The following is an 18,356-nucleotide window of genomic DNA, read 5'->3' on the forward strand; positions in this document are numbered from 1 at the left end:
CGACTGGATCGACTGGTACAACTACCACCGACCCCACACCGGCATCCAAGGCCAAACACCCGCCAGCCGCGTCACCAACCTCCCCGGACAACACACCTAGGCCGACGACCTAGGACCCGTGGCCGATGCGCGGGTGCGGCGGGGCTGCGAGGCTGGGCGGCATGACGAGGAAGTTCGAGGGATTCAGCGCCGCGGAACTCTCCTACCTGCGGTCCCAGCACCTGGGGCGGCTGGCGACGGTGGATCCGGCCGGGCAGCCGCAGGCGAACCCGGTGGGGTTCTTCCCGCAGGACGACGGGACGATCCTGGTGGGCGGCATGGCGATGGGCGAGAGCAAGAAGTGGCGCAACCTCGCCGCCGATCCGCGGCTTTCGCTGGTGGTGGACGATCTGGTGAGCACCCGGCCGTGGCGCGTCCGCGGGATCGAGATCCGCGGCCGCGCCACGCTGGAGGTCGGCCCCCACTCCCTGGGCCCGCACTTCAGCCCCGAGGTCATCCGCATCCACCCGGAGCGCGTGCACGCGTGGGGTGTGGACGCCTGACGCGGACGGCCGGCGGCCCCGCCGGGCGACGAGGCGCGGCGGGGCTCCGGTGCTGCGGGCGGGTCGGGCGCGGCGGGGCTGCGGGCGGGTCGGGGCTCCGGTACTGCCCGCGGGTCAGGCGCGTCCGCCGCGCTTCGCGGCGTAGTTGGTGCGGCCCTCCGCCGACTTCATGCGCCAGTCCCGGCGGATCTCCGCGCGGAGCCTGGCGTCCGTCTTGGCGACGATCCGCTGGTTCTCCCGCAGCAGCTTGCGGTAGCTCTCCAGCCGCCGCTCGGGCAGCGCACCCGACTCCACGGCGTCCAGCACCGCGCACCCCGGCTCCGCCTCGTGGGCGCAGTCGTGGAAGCGGCACTGCCCGGCGTACTCCTCGATCTCCGAGAAGACCTGCCCGACGCCCGTCTGCGCGTCCCACAGTCCGACGCCCCTCAGCCCGGGGGTGTCGATCAGGACGCCGCCGCCCGGGAGGGCGAGGAGGTTGCGGGTCGTCGTCGTGTGACGGCCCTTGCCGTCGACCTCGCGGGCCTCCTGCACCTCCATCACCTCCGCGCCCAGCAGGGCGTTGGCCAGCGTGGACTTGCCCGCGCCGGAGATCCCGAGGAGCACGCTCGTACCGTCCCCGACGACCGCGGCCAGTACGTCCGTGCCCTCGCCGGTCAGGGAGGAGACGGTGAGCACCTGTACGCCCGGGGCCGCGGTCACCACGTCCTCGACGAGATAGGACAGCGCGGTCGGGTCCGGGACGAGGTCCGCCTTGGTCAGGACGACCAGCGGCTGGGCTCCCGATTCCCAGGCCAGGGCCAGGAAGCGTTCGATGCGCCCCAGGTCCAGCTCGACGGCGAGCGAGACCGCGATGACGGCGTGGTCGACGTTGGCGGCGAGGATCTGCCCCTCGGAACGCTGCGAGGAGGTGGACCGTACGAAGGCGGTCCGGCGCGGCAGGTACGCCTTCACGTAGCGCGGGTTTCCGGCCGCCTCCACGGCGGCCCAGTCGCCGGTGCAGATGACCCGGAGCGGGTCGTGCGGGGTGACGAAGGCGGTGTCGGCGCGGACGATCCCGTCCGCGGTCATGACATCGCACTGGCCGCGGTCGACCCGTACGACCCGGCCGGGCACCAGGCCCTGCTCGGCGTACGGAGCGAACTCGGCAGCCCACGCTTCGTCCCAGCCGTAGGGGGTGAGGGCGTGCGCGAGCGGAGCCTGCGAGAAAGAAGAGAGAGTCAAGGGGAACCCTTCACAGGGTGGCCCCGGCAGCGCGCGCTCGGCGGCGCGCGGAGAGGTGTGAGGTCAGCCGGAGACCACGGGGGTGAGATTGATGGTCTTCTGAGTGCGGGCAGCGCCCTGCGCGATGACAGTCATCAACGAACTCACCTCCGGGTCCTGTACAAGCTGACGGTTCCGCGCCGATCGGCGGGAACGGATCCACCGTAACAAGCCGCCCCGGACGCACGCCAATTCTTTTCCGGGCCGCTTCCAGCGCCCCCGGCAACCCGGTCGCGGACAAGATCGACGGGCGGCAGGATGGTCCGACCGTCCGCCCTTCGAAGGAGTTCCCGATGACCAGCCCGCAGCCCGCCCGCACCGCCCGCACCGTCCGTGCGGCCCAAGCGGCCCTGGACGGCCTGGTGATGGGCGACGCGTTCGGCGACAGCTGGTTCACGCTCAGCGGTGAGGACGTCGAAGCGCAGTGGGCGGCCCGGCGGTTGCGCCCCGTGCCGTGGCTGTGGACGGACGACTCCGCCATGGCCTTCGTCCTCTTCGCCCACCTGTCGGCCCACGGCGAGGTCCGGCCGGGCGAGCTGGCACGGGAGTTCGCCGCCGAGTACGCGCGGGACGACGGGCGCAAGTACGGCCCCTCCATGCACGGCGTGCTGCGGCGCATCGGCGAGGGCGAGGACTGGCGCACCGTCACCACCGGGCAGTTCGGCGGGCAGGGCTCCTACGGCAACGGCGCCGCGATGCGGGTCGCTCCGCTCGGCGCCTGGTTCCACGACGACCTCAAGGCGGTCGTGGAGCAGGCCCGGCTCTCCGCGCTGGCCACGCACGCCCACCCGGAGGCGGTCGCGGGCGCCGTGGCGGTGGCGGTCGCGGCCGCGCTGGCGGCGGCGGGCGAGGGCCGGGCCGCCCCGTCGCGCGCCGAGTTCCTGCGGGAGGTCGCCGCGCACGTGCCGGAGAGCGACGTCCGCTCCGGGCTGCGGGTGGCGGCGGGTTTCTCCGCGCGTACGTCGGTGCGGCACGCCGCGTCCGTACTGGGCTCGGGGTCGCTGATCTCGGCGCCGGACACGGTGCCGTTCGCGCTGTGGTCCGCCGCGGGCCTGCCGGACGACCTGACCGGGGCGCTGTGGCAGACCGTCGCCGGGTGGGGCGACCGGGACACCACCTGCGCGATCGCGGGCGGCGTCGTCGCGGCCCGCACCGGCACCGGCGGCGTCCCGGCCGCCTGGCGGGCGGCCCGCGAGCCCATCCCCGCGTGGAGCCGCTGGGTCCCCGCGCGGTCGGCCGGCTGACGGGGGCACGGGCACGGGCGCGGGCGGGAGCACGGGCGGGGGCGGGAGCGGGGCGCGGGCGCGGGCGCGGGCGCGGGCGGGGATCGGTACGGCGCCGCCGGCGCGCGAGGCCGCAGGCGCCGCGCGGGCGGCCGGGGCACGGCCGATGTCCGTTTCGTTCAAGACCTCCGGCCGGTGCGGCTCCTAGCCTGACCGCATGACTCCCCGACTCGACATGATCGGCCTCGTCGTCTCCGACATGGCCGCCTCGCTCGCCTTCTACCGCCGCCTGGGCCTGGACGTCCCGGCCGAGGCGGACTCCCAGCCGCACGTGGAGGCCGTCCTGCCGGGCGGCATGCGGATCGGCTGGGACACGGAGGAGGTCATCCGGTCCTTCGACCCGTCCTGGACCCGGCCCGAGGGCGGCGGCCGGGCGGGGCTGGCGTTCCTGTGCGACTCCCCCGCCGAGGTGGACGCCGCGTACGCCGAGCTGACCGCCGCCGGGCACCGCGGGCACCTGAAGCCCTGGGACGCCGTCTGGGGGCAGCGCTACGCCGTGGTGCTGGACCCGGACGGCAGCGAGGTCTCGCTGTTCGCCGCAGCCGGCGCGTAGGCCCCGGGGGTGCTCCCGGTCAGGGCCCGGACCTCGCGGGCGAGGTGGGCCTGGTCGGCGTAGCCGGCCGCGTACGCCACCTCCGCCTGCGGCATCCCGCGCCGGAGCAGGGCCAGCGCCCGCTGGAGCCGCAGCACCCGGCCCAGGGTCCGGGGGCCGTACCCGAACGCGTCGAGGGAGCGCCGGCGCAGCTGCCGTTCCCCGAGCCCGGCCGCCCGGGCGATCGACGCCACCGGCCGCCCTGTGCGCAGCCCGGCCAGTACCTCGGCGGCCACCGGGTCGGGCGGCCCGCTCCCGGCCGCGCGGGCCCGGGCCAGGTCCTCGAGCCCCGCGCACGGGTCCTCGTAGGAGCCCATCCGCCCGGTGAGGCGGCGCACCCGCGCCCCCGGCCACAGGTCGGCCAGCTCCACCCGCCGGTCGCGCAGCTCGTGCGCCGGTACGCCGAGCAGCGCGGGCGCGGTTCCCGGGGCGAGCCGCAGCCCGGCGAAGGCGCAGCCGGGGACCTCTCCGGCGGGGTGCGGGCCGGTGTCGGGCCCGGCGACCAGCAGCCGGCCGCCGACCCACAACAAATCCATGCACCCGTCGGGCAGCACCAGCTCGCCCGCCCCTGCGGCCCGCCACACGACGGCGCCGGGGACCAGCCGGGACGGCCGTTCCTCGTACACACCGCCAGGCTACGGGCTGTCCGGGGTTTCGCCCGGGCGGACCCGGGCGGTGCTCAGTGCTTGCGCAGGCGGGAGTGGTAGTCGTCGGGCGGCAGGAAGTTCGACCAGCGCTCCGGGAACTCGGAGGGCATCCCGGCGTCCTCGTCGTCCTCGGACTCCCCCTCGGCCAGCGCCCGCCAGGCGGCGGCCCGGGCGATCAGCTGGGCGGCCTCGGCCTCGCGCACCCGCTCGTTCGCCTCGCGGGCGGCGGCGGTGGCCACGGAGGGCCAGACCCGGTCGATCGCGGCGTTGACGGCGGCGCCGACGAGGACGGCGAAGGCCGAGACGCCGATCCACAGCAGCACGGCCACCGGCGCGGCCAGGGAGCCGTAGATCGTCGGCCCTTCCACGGTGTTGGTCAGGTAGATCCGCAGCAGGAACGAGCCGAGCACCCACATCGCCAGGGCCACCAGCGCGCCCGGCACGTCCTCGATCCAGGGCGAGCGCGCGGGCACGGAGACGTGGTAGAGCGTGGTCAGGAAGGCGATGGAGAGCAGGGTGACCACCGGCCAGTAGAGCACCGCGATCACCTCCGTGCTCCAGGGCACCAGCTGTACCACCGCGTCGGGGCCGGCCACCATCAGAGGCAGCACGATCGCGCCGATGACGAGCGCGACCACGTACAGCAGGAAGGCCAGCAGCCGGGTCTTGACGATGCCGCGCCGGCCGTCGAGGCCGTACATCACGGTGATGGTGTCGATGAAGACGTTCACCGCACGCGAGCCCGACCACAGGGCGAAGGCGAAACCGAGCGAGATCAGGTCGGGCCGGCCCCGGCTGGTCACGTCGTCGAGCATGGGCTTGGCGATCTCGTTGACGCCGCGGTCGGAGAGGACCGTGCCGACCGCCCGCAGGATGTTCTCCTCGATGCTGGCGACGAAGGTGCCGCCGGTCCAGCCGTCCACGTACCCGAGCAGGCCCAGCAGGCCCAGGAAGAGCGGCGGGAGGGAGAGCAGGGTGAAGAACGCCGCCTCTGCCGCGAGGCCCAGGATCCGGTACTCGATGCACGAGTTGACGGTGTCTTTGAGCAGCAGCCAGGCCATTTTGCGCTTGGAGACGTTGCGGTAGAGGGCGCGGGCCCGATGGAGCCGCCCTGGGATCCGCTCGGGTGTTTCTTTTGCTGGCTGCACGTCCTTACGGTATCCGCATGGCAGCCACCACCCACACAGTCAGCAACCAGGCCCCACCCCTTGTGGGCTACGACGTCTTCGCCGGTGACCGGGCCCTCACCGAGGGCGTGGAGCGACACCTGGCCGATGCCGCCCCCGAACTGCGCGACGAGGTACGGGAGGAGCTCACCGTGCTCGGCCGCGCGGCGGGCTCCGCGCAGGCCCAGGAATGGGGTACTCAGGCGAACGAGAATCCGCCGAAGCTACGGACGCACGACCGTTACGGGAACCGGATCGACGAGGTGGAGTTCCACCCGGCCTGGCACCGGCTGCTGGGGCACGCGGTGACCTCGGGGCTCACCGACGCCTGGGGGCGCCCTGCCGGGCACCTGCGCCGGGCGGCGGGGTTCTTCCTGTGGTCACAGGCCGAGGCGGGGCACGGCTGCCCGGTGTCGATGACGCACGCGGCGGTGCCGGCGCTGCGCACGGATCCGGAGCTGGCCGCGCAGTGGGAGCCGCTGCTGACCTCGCACGTGTACGAGCAGGGCCTGCGGCCGGCGGCGCAGAAGGCCGGTGTGCTGTTCGGGATGGGGATGACGGAGAAGCAGGGGGGCAGCGACGTACGGGTGAACACGACGGCGGCGGTGCCGCTGGACGCCTCCGGGGAGTACCTGCTGACCGGGCACAAGTGGTTCTGCTCGGCGCCGATGTGCGACGGGTTCCTGGTGCTGGCGCAGGCGCCGGGAGGGCTCACCTGCTTCCTGGTGCCGCGGGTGCTGCCGGACGGGACGCGCAACGTGTTCGCGATCCAGCGGCTGAAGGACAAGCTGGGCAACAAGTCGAACGCTTCGAGCGAGGTGGAGTTCGACGGGACCTGGGCGCGCCGGGTGGGTGAGGAGGGCCGGGGGGTGCGGACCATCATCGAGATGGTCGCGGCGACCCGGCTGGACTGTGTGATCGGCTCGGCCTCGCTGATGCGGCAGGCGCTCACGCAGGCCGTGCACCACACGGAGCACCGCTCCGCTTTCGGAGCACGGCTCATCGAGCAGCCGCTGATGCGCAACGTCCTGGCCGACCTGGCCCTGGAGTCGGAGGCGGCGACCGTACTGACCCTGCGCCTCGCGGCCGCGTACGACGCCGGCACCGATCAGGAGCGGGCGTTCCTGCGCCTCGCGGTGCCCGCGGCGAAGTACTGGGTGACCAAGCGGTGCACGCCGATGGTGGCCGAGGCGCTGGAGTGCCTCGGCGGCAACGGGTACGTCGAGGAGTCGGGGCTGCCGCGGCTGCTGCGCGAGTCCCCGCTGAACTCGATCTGGGAGGGCTCGGGCAATGTCCAGGCCCTGGACGTGCTGCGGGCGCTCCAGCGGGAGCCGCAGGCGCTGAACGCGTTCCTCCAGGAGGTCGGGCTGGCCCGGGGCGCCGACCACCGGCTGGATTCGGCCATCAAGGACCTGCTGACCGACCTCGCGGACCTGGAGGGGATCGAGGCCCGGGCCCGCCGGGTGGTGGAGCGCATGGCCCTGGTGCTGCAGGGCTCGCTGCTGGTGCGGTGGGCGCCGCCGGAGGTGGCGGACGCGTTCTGCGCCTCGCGGCTGGGCGGGGACTGGGGCGCGGCCTTCGGCACGCTGCCGCACAGCCTGGACCTGGGTGCGGTCGTGGCACGGGCGCGGATCGCCGGCCAGGAGTGGTCCCCAAACCGCTCCGCGCCGTGATCCGGGCCCGTTGACCGGCAGACCGGGGGTGGCGCCGCGCCGACTCGGCACCACCCCAGATCCGCGAAGCCCCGAGGAAGGAGCTGTCACGCCGCTCGGCGGCGTGCCGATAGTTTCGGTCGGGTGACAGGGGCTTGGCGAGAGTTGCATACCGTTGCAACCCTGCAACCCCAGTCAACTCATGAAGTCGGGGATCGTCCGCCGCGGGTGCCACGGGGAAGTCGGCACTCTCGGACCGCGCGGGCGGCTTCCCTCGCAGGTCCTGTTCCGCACGGGGAGGTTCCGGTGGCCAACACCGCAGGCAGCACGGTCGATGTAGCGCGCCTTTCGGCCATGGACGCGCGGGAGGCCACGCGTCTGCTCAAGGGCGTACGGGCGGCCGCGCTGGCCGGTGACCGGCCCCCGGCCGCGCCGCGCCCGGAGATCGCCGAGTCCTGGCGGCGGATGCTGGCCGGCGGGGTGCACCCGGACCGGGACGCGCGCTCGCGGCTGCTGTCGGCCGCCGAGACGGAGGAGCGCCGGCAGGTCTCGCCGCTGCGGGAGGTCCTGCCGGTGCTGCGGGAGGGGCTGCTGCCCGCGCTGGACGAAGCCCTGCACATCATGGTCGTGGCCGACGCGGACGGGCGGCTGCTGTGGCGGGAGGGGCATTCCTCGATCCTGCGCAAGGCGGACCGGCTGGGTTTCGCGGTGGGCGCCGACTGGGCCGAGGCGGTGGTCGGCACGAACGGGGTCGGCACCGCGCTGGTGGCCCGTCGGCCGGTCCAGGTGTTCTCGGCGGAGCACTTCGTCTCCAGCCACCACGAGTGGACCTGTGCGGGGGCGCCCGTGCGCGACCCCCGGGACGGGCAGCTGCTGGGGGTGGTCGACGTGAGCGGGCCGCTGGCCACCATGCACCCGGCCACGCTGGCCTGGGTCACCTCGGTGGCCCGGCTCGCCGAGCGGGAGCTGCGGATCCGCCACCTGGAGTCCCTGGAGCGGCTGCGGGCGGTCGCGGCCCCGCTGCTGGCCCGGCTGCCCGGGCGGGCCGTCGCCGTGGACCCGCACGGCTGGACCGCCGCGGTGACGGGGCTGGCCCCGGCGGACCGGATCCCGCTGCCGAAGGCGTTCGGTCCCGGGCACGTGTGGGTGCCGCAGCTGGGCGACTGCGTGGCGGAACCGCTGCCCGGCGGCTGGCTGCTGCGGATCACCGAGTCCCGCCCGACCGCGGCGGCGGCGAGCAGGGTGGTCCTGGACCTGAGCCGGGCCGGGTCCTGGTCGGCGACGGTGTACGGGGCCGCGGGCAGCTGGTCGCAGGAGCTGAGCCCGCGCCATGCGGAGCTGCTGTTCCTGCTGGCGGAGACCCCGCGGGGGCGGTCCGCGGCGGAACTGTCCGCCGAGGTGTTCGGGGACCCGACGCGTACGGTGACCGTCCGGGCGGAGATGTCCCGGGTGCGGCGCCACCTCGCGGGGGTCCTGGCGCACCGCCCGTACCGCTTCGCGGAGGACGTGGAGGTGGAGCTGATCCGCCCGGGGAACCCGGCCGAGCTGCTCCCGCACTCCACCGCCCCCGCGGTGGTCAGGGCCCGCGCGGGCCGGCCGGGCTCCTGGGGGACCTCGGAGCCGCGGCCGGGGGTGTGATTCCCTGGCGTGCATGAGCACCATCACCCTCACCACCTGGTCCCTGGAAATGACCTCGCCGCAGGACCTGGTCCCGGCGGCCGTCCCCGGCCCGGAGATCACCGTCTCCCGGGCGGAGGTCCCCTCCCCCGAGTTCAGCCGCTTCCTGTACGCCTCGGTGGGCGGGGACATCCACTGGACGGACCGGCTGTCGCTGACCCGGGCGCAGTGGCTGGAGCAGCTGGACCGGCCGGGGGTGGAGACGTGGGTCGCGTACGACCGCGGCACCCCGGCGGGGTACGTCGAGCTCGACCCGCAGCCGGACGGCGTGGTGGAGATCATGTACTTCGGGCTGCTCCCCGACTTCCGCGGCCGCCGCATCGGCGGGCACCTGCTGACGGAGGGCGTGGCCCGGGCCTGGTCCCTGGCGGACCGCTGGCCGGACCGGGAGCCCACCCGGCGGGTGTGGGTCCACACGTGCAGCCTGGACGGCCCGACCGCGATGGACAACTACCTCCGGCGCGGCTTCAAGGTCTTCAGGACGGAGACGGAGCCCAAGGAGGAGGCCCCCACCCCCGGCCCCTGGCCCGGCGCCTGAAACTCCGCGCCGCGGGCGGGGGGGCCGGCCCGGGAGCACGCACAGGCGGCCGAAACAGGTGACCCGGATCACGCCATCCCACGATCCGAGACGAGTTCGTCCGCATGATGGACAGTAGTGGACTCCTCCAATCGGCACATGACACGCTTCCGCCATGAATGGAGCTGGAATTGCCTTGGTGAGTCGGCGGCACGTCGACCTCGGCCGCATGTCCAGCGCCATCTGTCCGGCGCGCTGACGGAACCAGCCACCGCCGCACATCGCCGTCGTCCCCGCTGGCGCGGACGCGTCGATCACCCGGAGTACCCGCAAGCTCCCGACGCCCGAAGACCGCCCTGACCACCGGCAACCCCGGAAATCGGGTGGCGATCAGCCGCACCTGTTCAGCGGCGGGCGCACCGTCGGGGTGCCCGCCGCCGCTCCCCCGCCCCCCGCATCGAGCCGCCGAAGAAGGACGTACCGCCATGGCCGCCACCCCCGAAACGACCGCAGCAGCCGCGCCTGCAGCCGCTGCCGCGCGCCGCAAGCCCGGCCGTCACCGCGGTGAGGGTCAGTGGGCCGTCGGACACCACACCCCCCTCAACGGCAACGAGCAGTTCAAGAAGGACGACGACGGTCTCAACGTGCGGACACGCATTGAGACGATCTACTCCAAGACGGGCTTCGACTCGATCGACCCCAACGACCTGCGCGGCCGCATGCGCTGGTGGGGCCTCTACACCCAGCGCAAGCCCGGGATCGACGGCGGCAAGACCGCGATCCTGGAGCCGGAGGAGCTGGACGACAAGTACTTCATGCTGCGCGTGCGCATCGACGGCGGCCGGCTGACCACCGAGCAGCTGCGCGTCATAGGCGAGATCTCCGAGGAGTTCGCCCGCGGCACCGCCGACCTCACGGACCGGCAGAACGTGCAGTACCACTGGATCCGGATCGAGGACGTCCCGGAGATCTGGCGCCGGCTGGAGGCCGTCGGCCTCTCCACCACCGAGGCCTGCGGCGACACGCCCCGCGTCATCCTCGGCTCGCCCGTCGCCGGCATCGCCCTGGACGAGATCATCGACGGCACCCCCGCCATCGAGGAGATCTACCGCCGGATCGTGGGCAACCCGGACTTCTCCAACCTGCCCCGCAAGTTCAAGTCCGCGGTCTCCGGCTCGCCGCTGCTCGACGTGGCGCACGAGATCAACGACATCGCCTTCGTCGGCGTGAACCACCCCGAGCACGGCCCCGGCTTCGACGTCTGGGTCGGCGGCGGTCTCTCGACCAACCCCAAGCTGGGCGTGCGCCTGGGCACCTGGGTCTCGCTCGACGAGGTCCCGAACGTCTACGAGGGCGTCATCTCGATCTTCCGCGACTACGGCTACCGCCGGCTGCGCACCCGCGCACGCCTGAAGTTCCTCGTCGCCGACTGGGGCCCGGCCAAGTTCCGCCAGGTCCTGGAGGACGAGTACCTGAAGCGGAAGCTCACCGACGGCCCCGCGCCCGAGCAGCCCAGCGGCCAGTGGCGCGACCACGTCGGCGTCCACCGGCAGCAGGACGGCAAGTTCTACGTCGGCTTCGCGCCCCGCGTCGGCCGCGTGGACGGCGCCACCCTGACCAAGATCGCGGACGTGGCCGAGCAGCACGGCTCCGGCCGGCTGCGCACCACCGCCGAGCAGAAGATGATCGTCCTCGACGTCGAGGCCGACCAGGTCGACTCGGTCGTGGCCGCACTGGAGGCGCTGGACCTGCGGGTCAAGCCGTCCCCGTTCCGGCGCGGCACGATGGCCTGCACCGGCATCGAGTTCTGCAAGCTCGCCATCGTCGAGACGAAGGCGCGCGGCGCCTCGCTGATCGACGAGCTGGAGCGCCGCCTGCCGGACTTCGCGGAGCCCCTCACCATCAACATCAACGGCTGCCCGAACGCCTGCGCCCGTATCCAGGTGGCGGACATCGGTCTCAAGGGCCAGCTGGTCCTGGACGAGGACGGCAACCAGGTGGAGGGCTACCAGGTCCACCTGGGCGGCGCCCTCGGCCTGGAGGCCGGCTTCGGCCGCAAGGTCCGCGGCCTCAAGGTCACCTCGGCCGGTCTGCCCGACTACGTCGAGCGGGTCGTCACGCGCTTCCAGGACCAGCGCGAGGACGGCGAGCGCTTCGCCGCGTGGGTGACCCGCGCCAAGGACGAGGACCTGTCGTGAGCGAGCGCGCCGCACCGTTCTACTGCCCTTACTGCGGCGACGAGGACCTGTTTCCCAACGAGACGGGCCACGGCGCTTGGGAATGCAGGGCCTGCAACCGAGCCTTCCAGCTGAAGTACCTCGGGCTGCTGTCCCGGGGCGTTCAGTCCGACACCGCTGGAGGGGAAGAGATATGACGACGAGTCATGCAGTGCGGACGGGTGATCTCAAGACACTGGCCGAGCAGGCGGGCCGGGATCTCGAGGACGCGTCCCCGCTGGACATCCTGCGCTGGGCGGCCGACACCTTCGGCCGGAAGTTCTGCGTCACCTCCTCCATGGAGGACGCGGTCGTCGCCCACCTGGCGTCGCGCGCCTTCCCGGGCGTGGACGTGGTCTTCCTCGACACGGGCTACCACTTCGAGGAGACCATCGGCACCCGTGACGCGGTCGAGGCCGTGATGGACGTCAACGTCATCACCCTCACCCCGCGCCAGACGGTCGCCGAGCAGGACGCGGAGTACGGCCCGAAGCTGCACGACCGCGACCCCGACCTGTGCTGCGCCCTGCGCAAGGTCAAGCCGCTGGAAGAGGGCCTGACCGCGTACGACGCCTGGGCGACCGGCCTGCGCCGCGACGAGTCCCCGACCCGGGCGAACACCCCGGTCGTCGGCTGGGACGAGAAGCGGCAGAAGGTCAAGGTCTCGCCGATCGCCCGCTGGACCCAGGACGACGTGGACGCCTACGTCGCCGAGCACGGGGTGCTCACCAACCCGCTGCTGATGGACGGTTACGCCTCCGTCGGCTGCGCCCCCTGCACCCGCCGCGTGGCGGAGGGCGAGGACGCGCGGGCCGGCCGCTGGGCCGGACGCGGCAAGACCGAGTGCGGACTGCACGGCTGATGACGACCGAACGCACCGAACGTACGGAACTTACGGAGACAGAGCAGATGAGCGTGAGCGACCAGGGCGCCACCGTGTGGCTGACCGGGCTGCCGAGCGCGGGCAAGACCACCATCGCCTACGCGCTGGCCGAGCGGCTGCGCAGCGAGGGCCACCGCGTGGAGGTCCTCGACGGCGACGAGATCCGCGAGTTCCTCTCCGCCGGCCTCGGCTTCAGCCGCGAGGACCGTCACACCAACGTCCAGCGCATCGGGTTCGTCGCCGAACTCCTCGCGAGCAACGGCGTCAAGGCGCTCGTGCCGGTGATCGCGCCGTTCGCGGACAGCCGGGAGGCCGTCCGCAAGCGGCACGCCGCCGAGGGCACCGCGTACCTGGAGGTCCACGTGGCCACCCCGGTCGAGGTCTGCTCCGAGCGTGATGTGAAGGGCCTGTACGCCAAGCAGGCGGCGGGCGAGATCTCCGGTCTGACCGGGGTCGACGACCCGTACGAGGCACCGGAGTCCCCGGACCTCCGTATCGAGTCGCACACGCAGTCCGTGCAGGAGTCGGCCTCGGCCCTGCACACGCTGCTCACCGAGAGGGGTCTGGCATGACGGCCACCGTCACCCACCTGCACGAAGAGACCGACGCCCCCTACGCGCTGTCGCACCTCGACGCCCTGGAGTCCGAGGCGGTGCACATCTTCCGCGAGGTGGCGGGCGAGTTCGAGAAGCCGGTGGTCCTCTTCTCCGGCGGCAAGGACTCCATCGTCATGCTGCACCTGGCGCTGAAGGCGTTCGCGCCGGCGCCGGTCCCCTTCACGCTGCTGCACGTCGACACGGGCCACAACTTCCCCGAGGTCCTCGCCTACCGCGACCGGGCCGTCGAGAAGCACAACCTGCGCCTGCACGTGGCCTCCGTCCAGGAGTACATCGACGCCGGCAAGCTGCGCGAGCGCCCCGACGGCGTCCGCAACCCGCTGCAGACCGTCCCCCTGACGGAGGCGATCCAGAGCCGCAAGTTCGACGCCGTCTTCGGCGGCGGCCGCCGCGACGAGGAGAAGGCCCGCGCCAAGGAGCGCGTGTTCTCCCTGCGCGACGAGTTCTCCCAGTGGGACCCGCGCCGCCAGCGCCCCGAGCTGTGGCAGCTCTACAACGGCCGCCACGCCCCCGGCGAGCACGTGCGGGTCTTCCCGCTCTCCAACTGGACCGAGCTGGACGTGTGGCAGTACATCGCACGCGAGGGCATCGAGCTCCCGGAGATCTACTTCGCGCACGAGCGCGAGGTGTTCCGGCGCAACGGCATGTGGCTGACGGCCGGCGAGTGGGGCGGTCCCAAGCAGGACGAGACCACCGAGACGCGTCTCATCCGCTACCGCACCGTCGGCGACATGTCCTGCACCGGTGCCGTCGACTCCGACGCCACCACGCTGGACGCCGTGATCGCCGAGATCGCCGCCTCCCGCCTCACCGAGCGGGGCGCGACCCGCGCCGACGACAAGATGTCCGAGGCCGCGATGGAAGACCGCAAGCGCGAAGGGTACTTCTAGACATGAGCTCCACCACCGATCAGGTCGCCAACCTGGCCGACCTCGCAGCGACCACACTGCTGCGCTTCGCGACCGCCGGTTCCGTCGACGACGGCAAGTCCACCCTGGTCGGGCGGCTGCTGCACGACTCCAAGTCGATCCTCAGCGACCAGCTGGAGGCCGTCGAGGCCGTCTCCGCGCAGCGCGGCCAGGACACCCCGGACCTCGCGCTGCTGACCGACGGCCTGCGGGCCGAGCGGGAGCAGGGCATCACCATCGACGTGGCCTACCGCTACTTCGCCACGACCCGGCGCCGGTTCATCCTCGCGGACACCCCCGGGCACGTGCAGTACACCCGGAACATGGTCACCGGCGCCTCCACGGCCGACCTCGCGGTCGTCCTGGTCGACGCCCGCAACGGCGTGATCGAGCAGACCCGGCGGCACGCGGCCGTCGCGGCGCTGCTGCGGGTCCCGCACGTGGTCCTGGCCGTCAACAAGATGGACCTGGTGAACTACGAGGAGGCGGTCTTCGCCTCGATCGCCGAGGAGTTCACCGCGTACGCCTCCGACCTGGGCGTCCCGGAGATCACCGCGATCCCGATCTCGGCCCTGGCCGGCGACAACGTGGTCGAGCCCTCCGCGAACATGGACTGGTACGGCGGCCCGACCGTCCTGGAGCACCTGGAGACGGTCCCGGTCAGCCACGACCTGACCGCCTGCCCGGCCCGCTTCCCCGTCCAGTACGTGATCCGCCCCCAGTCGGCGGAGCACCCCGACTACCGCGGCTACGCGGGCCAGATCGCCTCCGGCGTCCTGCGCGTCGGCGAGGCCGTCACCGTCCTGCCGTCGGGCCGTACCTCGGTGATCGAGGGGATCGACGCGCTCGGCGCGAGCGTGGACATCGCCTGGGCACCGCAGTCGGTGACCCTGCGCCTCAAGGACGACATCGACATCTCGCGCGGCGACCTGATCGCACCGTCCGCCAGTGCCCCGGCGACCACGCAGGACGTCGAGGCGACGGTCTGCCACGTGGCCGACCAGCCGCTGGCCGTCGGCGCCCGGGTGCTGCTCAAGCACACGACGCGCACCGTGAAGGCGATCGTCAAGGAGATCCCCTCGCGGCTGACCCTGGACGACCTGTCCCAGCACCCGGACCCCGGGCAGCTCGTGGCCAACGACATCGGCCGCGTGGTCGTCCGTACCGCCGAGCCGCTGGCGCTCGACGCGTACGCGGCCTCGCGCCGCACCGGGTCCTTCCTGCTCATCGACCCGGCCGACGGAACCACCCTGGCGGCGGGCATGGCGGGCGAGTCCTTCGCCTCCCAGGCCACCACGACCGTCCAGGCAGATGAAGAAGGGTGGGACTTCTGACCATGCTGTCCGACATCTACTCCACCTTCGCCAAGGAGGGCGGCCGCGTGGGCAGCGGCTCCCTCGGCAGCGGCCAGGGAGGGGTGGCGCGATGTGCGCGATGACGTACGCGCACCGCATGCGCGCCCACACCCCCCATGAGCTGTACCCGCCCCTGCTCCACAGACGAAGACCTGCGTCGTGATCCCACGGCGCTTCGAGAGGAAGTCCTCCCGTGCCTGCCATCGGTACCACCCGTAACACCCTGCGCCGCAGCATCGTCGCCGCTGCCGCCCTGCCCCTCCTGATCGGCGCCCTCGCCTCCTGCGGCTACGGCTCCGAGGCCAAGAAGGACGAGCCGAAGGACAAGGCCGCCAACGTGGCCGACGCCGGTGCCAAGCTCTCCGCCTCCGAGGTCCGCATCGGGTACTTCCCGAACCTGACGCACGCCACCGCTCTGGTCGGCCTCCAGGAAGGCCTGATCGAGAAGGAGCTGAACGGCACCAAGATCAAGCCGCAGTCCTTCAACGCCGGCCCGTCCGAGATCGAAGCCCTCAACGGCGGCTCTCTCGACATCGGTTTCATCGGCCCCTCGCCCTCGATCAACGGCTACGTGAAGTCCAAGGGCTCCAACCTGCGGATCATCTCCGGTTCCGCCTCCGGCGGCGTCAAGCTCGTCGTGAACCCGGACAAGATCAAGACCCTGGACGACCTCAAGGGCAAGAAGATCGCCACCCCGCAGAAGGGGAACACGCAGGACGTCGCGTTCCTCAACTGGATCTCCGAGAAGGGCTGGACGGTCGACCCGGAGTCCGGCAAGGGTGACGTCTCCGTCGTCCGTACGGACAACAAGGTCACCCCGGACGCCTTCAAGCAGGGCTCGATCGACGGCGCCTGGGTGCCGGAGCCCACGGCCTCCAAGCTCGTCTCCGACGGCGGCTCCGTCCTCCTCGACGAGACCGCGCTGTGGCCCGACAAGAAGTTCGTGATCACGAACATCATCGTGTCGCAGAAGTTCCTCAAGGAGCACCCGGACGTCGTCGAGGCCGTGCTCAAGGGCACCGTGAAGACCAACGAGTGGATCAACGCCAACCCGGACAAGGCGAAGGCCTCCGCGAACGCGAAGCTCGAGGCGGACGGCGGCAAGGCGCTCGAAGCCAAGGTCATCGACCCGGCGTGGCAGAGCATCCTCGTCACCGACGACCCGCTGGCGGGCACGCTGAAGACCGAGTCCGACTGGGCGGTCAAGGCCAAGCTCATCGAGCAGCCCGACCTGGCGGGGATCTACGACCTGAAGCTCCTGAACAAGGTGCTCAAGGCCGCCGGCAAGCCCGTGGTCTCCGACGCCGGCCTCGGCGCCAAGTAATCCCGCTCAGTCAGTTCAGAAACCCCCAGGAGGTGACGACCATGGCCACCACGCTTGCCAAGGCTGCCGAGGGCACCGAAGCGGAGCAGACGCACGCCGCCCGCATCGAGCACGTCTCGAAGTCCTTCCCCGGCCCGGCCGGATCGCAGCTCGTCCTGGACGACATCAGCCTCGATGTCGCTCCCGGAGAGTTCGTCACCATCCTGGGGGCCTCGGGGTGTGGGAAGTCCACCCTGCTCAACCTGGTCGCGGGCCTCGACAAGCCCACCGCCGGCGCCATCGAGACCCCGGGCGGCCGGCCGGCCCTGATGTTCCAGGAGCACGCCCTCTTCCCGTGGCTGACCGCGGGCAAGAACATCGAACTCGCCCTGCGTCTGCGCGGGGTGGCCAAGGCGGACCGCAAGCCCGAGGCCGAACGGCTGCTGGAGCTGGTCCGGCTCTCGGGCTCGTACGGCAAGCGCGTGCACGAGCTGTCGGGCGGCATGCGCCAGCGCGTCGCCCTGGCCCGGGCGCTCGCCCAGGACAGCCAGCTGCTGCTGATGGACGAGCCGTTCGCGGCGCTGGACGCCATCACCCGTGACGTCCTGCACGGCGAGCTGACCCGGATCTGGTCCGAGACGAACCTGTCGGTCCTCTTCGTCACGCACAACGTGCGCGAGGCCGTGCGCCTCGCCCAGCGCGTGGTCCTGCTCTCTTCGCGGCCCGGGCGGGTCGCGAAGGAATGGACCGTGGGCATCCCGCAGCCGCGCCGCATCGAGGACGCGGACGTCGCGGAGCTGTCCGTCGAGATCACTGAACACCTGCGTGGGGAGATCCGCCGCCATGGCCAGCACTGACACCACCCCGAAGGCCAAGAGCGACGATCTGGCCGGCCTGGAGGCGGGCCTGGACGCGCTCGACGCCGTCCAGACCCACCGCACCCCGGTCCGCGAGGTCCTCGTCAAGAAGGTCCTGCCGCCGTTCCTCGCCGTCGGCCTGGTGCTGGTGGTGTGGCAGGTCCTCGTCTCGGCGAAGGTCACCGACGAGACCAAGCTCCCCGCCCTGTCCGCCGTGTGGGACAGCCTGTCCGACATGTGGGTGAAGGGCACCCTGCTGGAGGTCGTCTGGGTCAGCGTGTCGCGCGGCCTGCTCGGCTTCCTGCTGGCCCTGGCCATCGGTACGCCGCTCGGCCTGCTCGTCGCCCGGGTGAAGTTCGTCCGCGCCGCGATCGGCCCGATCCTGCAGGGTCTGCAGTCCCTGCCCTCGGTGGCCTGGGTGCCCCCGGCCGTGCTCTGGTTCGGCCTCAACGACGCCATGATGTACACGGTGATCCTGCTGGGCGCGGTCCCGTCCATCGCCAACGGCCTCGTCTCCGGCATCGACCAGGTCCCGCCGCTGTTCCTGCGGGCCGGCCGCACCATGGGCGCCACGGGCCTGCGCGGCGCCTGGCACATCGTCATGCCGGCCGCTCTGCCGGGCTACCTGGCCGGTCTGAAGCAGGGCTGGGCCTTCTCCTGGCGCTCGCTGATGGCCGCCGAGATCATCGCCAGCTCGCCCGACCTGGGCCTGGGCCTGGGCCAGCTGCTGGAGAACGGCCGCAACAACATCGACCTGCCGGGCGTGTTCCTCGCGATCATCCTGATCCTGGTCGTCGGTATCGCCATCGACCTGCTGATCTTCAGCCCGGTCGAGCGGTGGGTGCTGCGCAGCCGCGGCCTGCTGGCCAAGAGCTGAGTCC

Annotated in this window: 20 protein-coding genes; 17 read left to right on the forward strand and 3 right to left on the reverse strand. The window is 72.4% G+C overall.

Annotation, left to right across the window (positions count from 1 at the left end; genetic code table 11):
• A partial coding sequence (locus ACZ4TG_RS20920; RefSeq protein WP_158721408.1) for an integrase core domain-containing protein occupies positions 1-100 on the forward strand: 100 nt, incomplete at its 5' end.
• 61 nt (positions 101-161) lie between these two features.
• Entirely contained in the window at positions 162-542 is a 381-nt protein-coding gene (locus ACZ4TG_RS20925) for a PPOX class F420-dependent oxidoreductase (RefSeq protein ID WP_468164886.1), read from the forward strand.
• A gap of 114 nt (positions 543-656) precedes the next feature.
• Here ACZ4TG_RS20925 and rsgA read toward each other — a convergent pair whose 3' ends face one another.
• Positions 657-1,763 carry a ribosome small subunit-dependent GTPase A gene (rsgA, locus tag ACZ4TG_RS20930; protein WP_468164888.1) on the reverse strand — a complete coding sequence of 369 codons (1,107 nt, stop codon included), beginning with the start codon at positions 1,761-1,763 and terminating at the stop codon, positions 657-659.
• 332 nt (positions 1,764-2,095) lie between these two features.
• Here rsgA and ACZ4TG_RS20935 point away from each other — a divergent pair, with 332 nt between their 5' ends.
• Both ACZ4TG_RS20935 and ACZ4TG_RS20940 read left to right on the forward strand, forming a co-directional pair.
• Entirely contained in the window at positions 2,096-3,046 is a 951-nt protein-coding gene (locus ACZ4TG_RS20935) for an ADP-ribosylglycohydrolase family protein (RefSeq protein WP_468164890.1), read from the forward strand.
• A 196-nt stretch (positions 3,047-3,242) separates the two neighbouring features.
• Positions 3,243-3,638 (forward strand): VOC family protein, encoded by a 396-nt coding sequence (locus ACZ4TG_RS20940; RefSeq protein ID WP_468164892.1) that lies wholly within the window; start codon positions 3,243-3,245, stop codon positions 3,636-3,638.
• Here ACZ4TG_RS20940 and ACZ4TG_RS20945 read toward each other — a convergent pair.
• A complete protein-coding gene (locus tag ACZ4TG_RS20945) occupies positions 3,575-4,303 on the reverse strand; it encodes a helix-turn-helix domain-containing protein (protein ID WP_468164894.1) in 729 nt (242 codons plus the stop codon). The genes ACZ4TG_RS20940 and ACZ4TG_RS20945 overlap by 64 nt on opposite strands.
• Positions 4,304-4,356: 53 nt before the next feature.
• Entirely contained in the window at positions 4,357-5,472 is a 1,116-nt protein-coding gene (locus ACZ4TG_RS20950) for a YihY/virulence factor BrkB family protein (protein ID WP_468164896.1), read from the reverse strand.
• Positions 5,473-5,489: 17 nt separating this feature from the next.
• On the opposite strand from ACZ4TG_RS20950, the gene ACZ4TG_RS20955 reads away from it, so the two are divergent.
• The 13 genes from ACZ4TG_RS20955 (at position 5,490) to ACZ4TG_RS21015 (ending at position 18,352) form a co-directional block, all read left to right on the forward strand.
• Positions 5,490-7,163 carry an acyl-CoA dehydrogenase family protein gene (locus ACZ4TG_RS20955; protein WP_468164898.1) on the forward strand — a complete coding sequence of 558 codons (1,674 nt, stop codon included), beginning with the start codon at positions 5,490-5,492 and terminating at the stop codon, positions 7,161-7,163.
• Between the two features lie 333 nt (positions 7,164-7,496).
• The gene (locus ACZ4TG_RS20960; protein WP_468165470.1) at positions 7,497-8,780 is read left to right on the forward strand and encodes a GAF domain-containing protein; all 1,284 of its coding nucleotides are present in this window, start codon (positions 7,497-7,499) and stop codon (positions 8,778-8,780) included.
• A gap of 13 nt (positions 8,781-8,793) precedes the next feature.
• Complete coding sequence (locus ACZ4TG_RS20965) at positions 8,794-9,357, forward strand: GNAT family N-acetyltransferase (protein WP_468164900.1); 564 nt, start codon at positions 8,794-8,796, stop codon at positions 9,355-9,357.
• A gap of 154 nt (positions 9,358-9,511) precedes the next feature.
• Positions 9,512-9,595 carry a putative leader peptide gene (locus ACZ4TG_RS20970; protein WP_312847410.1) on the forward strand — a complete coding sequence of 28 codons (84 nt, stop codon included), beginning with the start codon at positions 9,512-9,514 and terminating at the stop codon, positions 9,593-9,595.
• A gap of 226 nt (positions 9,596-9,821) precedes the next feature.
• Positions 9,822-11,534 carry a nitrite/sulfite reductase gene (locus tag ACZ4TG_RS20975; RefSeq protein WP_468164902.1) on the forward strand — a complete coding sequence of 571 codons (1,713 nt, stop codon included), beginning with the start codon at positions 9,822-9,824 and terminating at the stop codon, positions 11,532-11,534.
• Positions 11,531-11,710, forward strand: a complete 180-nt coding sequence (locus tag ACZ4TG_RS20980; RefSeq protein ID WP_468164904.1) for a hypothetical protein — start codon at positions 11,531-11,533, stop codon at positions 11,708-11,710. The genes ACZ4TG_RS20975 and ACZ4TG_RS20980 overlap by 4 nt, the downstream gene beginning before the upstream one ends.
• Positions 11,707-12,414 carry a phosphoadenylyl-sulfate reductase gene (locus ACZ4TG_RS20985; protein WP_468164907.1) on the forward strand — a complete coding sequence of 236 codons (708 nt, stop codon included), beginning with the start codon at positions 11,707-11,709 and terminating at the stop codon, positions 12,412-12,414. The genes ACZ4TG_RS20980 and ACZ4TG_RS20985 overlap by 4 nt, the downstream gene beginning before the upstream one ends.
• A 47-nt stretch (positions 12,415-12,461) precedes the next feature.
• Positions 12,462-13,007, forward strand: coding sequence for an adenylyl-sulfate kinase (gene cysC, locus ACZ4TG_RS20990; protein ID WP_468164909.1), 546 nt, complete (start codon positions 12,462-12,464; stop codon positions 13,005-13,007).
• Complete coding sequence (gene cysD, locus ACZ4TG_RS20995; RefSeq protein WP_468164911.1) at positions 13,004-13,942, forward strand: sulfate adenylyltransferase subunit CysD; 939 nt, start codon at positions 13,004-13,006, stop codon at positions 13,940-13,942. Before cysC ends, cysD begins: the two co-directional genes overlap by 4 nt.
• 2 nt (positions 13,943-13,944) lie before the next feature.
• Positions 13,945-15,294, forward strand: a complete 1,350-nt coding sequence (locus ACZ4TG_RS21000) for a sulfate adenylyltransferase subunit 1 (RefSeq protein ID WP_468164913.1) — start codon at positions 13,945-13,947, stop codon at positions 15,292-15,294.
• 223 nt (positions 15,295-15,517) lie between these two features.
• Positions 15,518-16,639 (forward strand): aliphatic sulfonate ABC transporter substrate-binding protein, encoded by a 1,122-nt coding sequence (locus ACZ4TG_RS21005; protein WP_468165472.1) that lies wholly within the window; start codon positions 15,518-15,520, stop codon positions 16,637-16,639.
• A gap of 41 nt (positions 16,640-16,680) precedes the next feature.
• Positions 16,681-17,475, forward strand: coding sequence for an ABC transporter ATP-binding protein (locus ACZ4TG_RS21010; protein ID WP_468164915.1), 795 nt, complete (start codon positions 16,681-16,683; stop codon positions 17,473-17,475).
• Positions 17,462-18,352, forward strand: coding sequence for an ABC transporter permease (locus tag ACZ4TG_RS21015; protein ID WP_468164917.1), 891 nt, complete (start codon positions 17,462-17,464; stop codon positions 18,350-18,352). The genes ACZ4TG_RS21010 and ACZ4TG_RS21015 overlap by 14 nt, the downstream gene beginning before the upstream one ends.
• Positions 18,353-18,356: the final 4 nt, after the last annotated feature.

It is taken from the genome of Streptomyces sp. NPDC028314, assembly GCF_055565795.1.

Bases quoted from the DNA above. Each gene is read 5' to 3' on its own strand.
- ACZ4TG_RS20925 (WP_468164886.1), top strand. From the start codon at position 162: ATGACGAGGAAGTTCGAGGGATTCAGCGCCGCGGAACTCTCCTACCTG.
- ACZ4TG_RS20935 (WP_468164890.1), top strand. From the start codon at position 2,096: ATGACCAGCCCGCAGCCCGCCCGCACCGCCCGCACCGTCCGTGCGGCC.
- ACZ4TG_RS20940 (WP_468164892.1), top strand. From the start codon at position 3,243: ATGACTCCCCGACTCGACATGATCGGCCTCGTCGTCTCCGACATGGCC.
- ACZ4TG_RS20955 (WP_468164898.1), top strand. From the start codon at position 5,490: ATGGCAGCCACCACCCACACAGTCAGCAACCAGGCCCCACCCCTTGTG.
- ACZ4TG_RS20960 (WP_468165470.1), top strand. From the start codon at position 7,497: ATGGACGCGCGGGAGGCCACGCGTCTGCTCAAGGGCGTACGGGCGGCC.
- ACZ4TG_RS20965 (WP_468164900.1), top strand. From the start codon at position 8,794: ATGAGCACCATCACCCTCACCACCTGGTCCCTGGAAATGACCTCGCCG.
- ACZ4TG_RS20970 (WP_312847410.1), top strand. From the start codon at position 9,512: ATGAATGGAGCTGGAATTGCCTTGGTGAGTCGGCGGCACGTCGACCTC.
- ACZ4TG_RS20975 (WP_468164902.1), top strand. From the start codon at position 9,822: ATGGCCGCCACCCCCGAAACGACCGCAGCAGCCGCGCCTGCAGCCGCT.
- ACZ4TG_RS20985 (WP_468164907.1), top strand. From the start codon at position 11,707: ATGACGACGAGTCATGCAGTGCGGACGGGTGATCTCAAGACACTGGCC.
- cysC (WP_468164909.1), top strand. From the start codon at position 12,462: ATGAGCGTGAGCGACCAGGGCGCCACCGTGTGGCTGACCGGGCTGCCG.
- cysD (WP_468164911.1), top strand. From the start codon at position 13,004: ATGACGGCCACCGTCACCCACCTGCACGAAGAGACCGACGCCCCCTAC.
- ACZ4TG_RS21000 (WP_468164913.1), top strand. From the start codon at position 13,945: ATGAGCTCCACCACCGATCAGGTCGCCAACCTGGCCGACCTCGCAGCG.
- ACZ4TG_RS21010 (WP_468164915.1), top strand. From the start codon at position 16,681: ATGGCCACCACGCTTGCCAAGGCTGCCGAGGGCACCGAAGCGGAGCAG.
- ACZ4TG_RS21015 (WP_468164917.1), top strand. From the start codon at position 17,462: ATGGCCAGCACTGACACCACCCCGAAGGCCAAGAGCGACGATCTGGCC.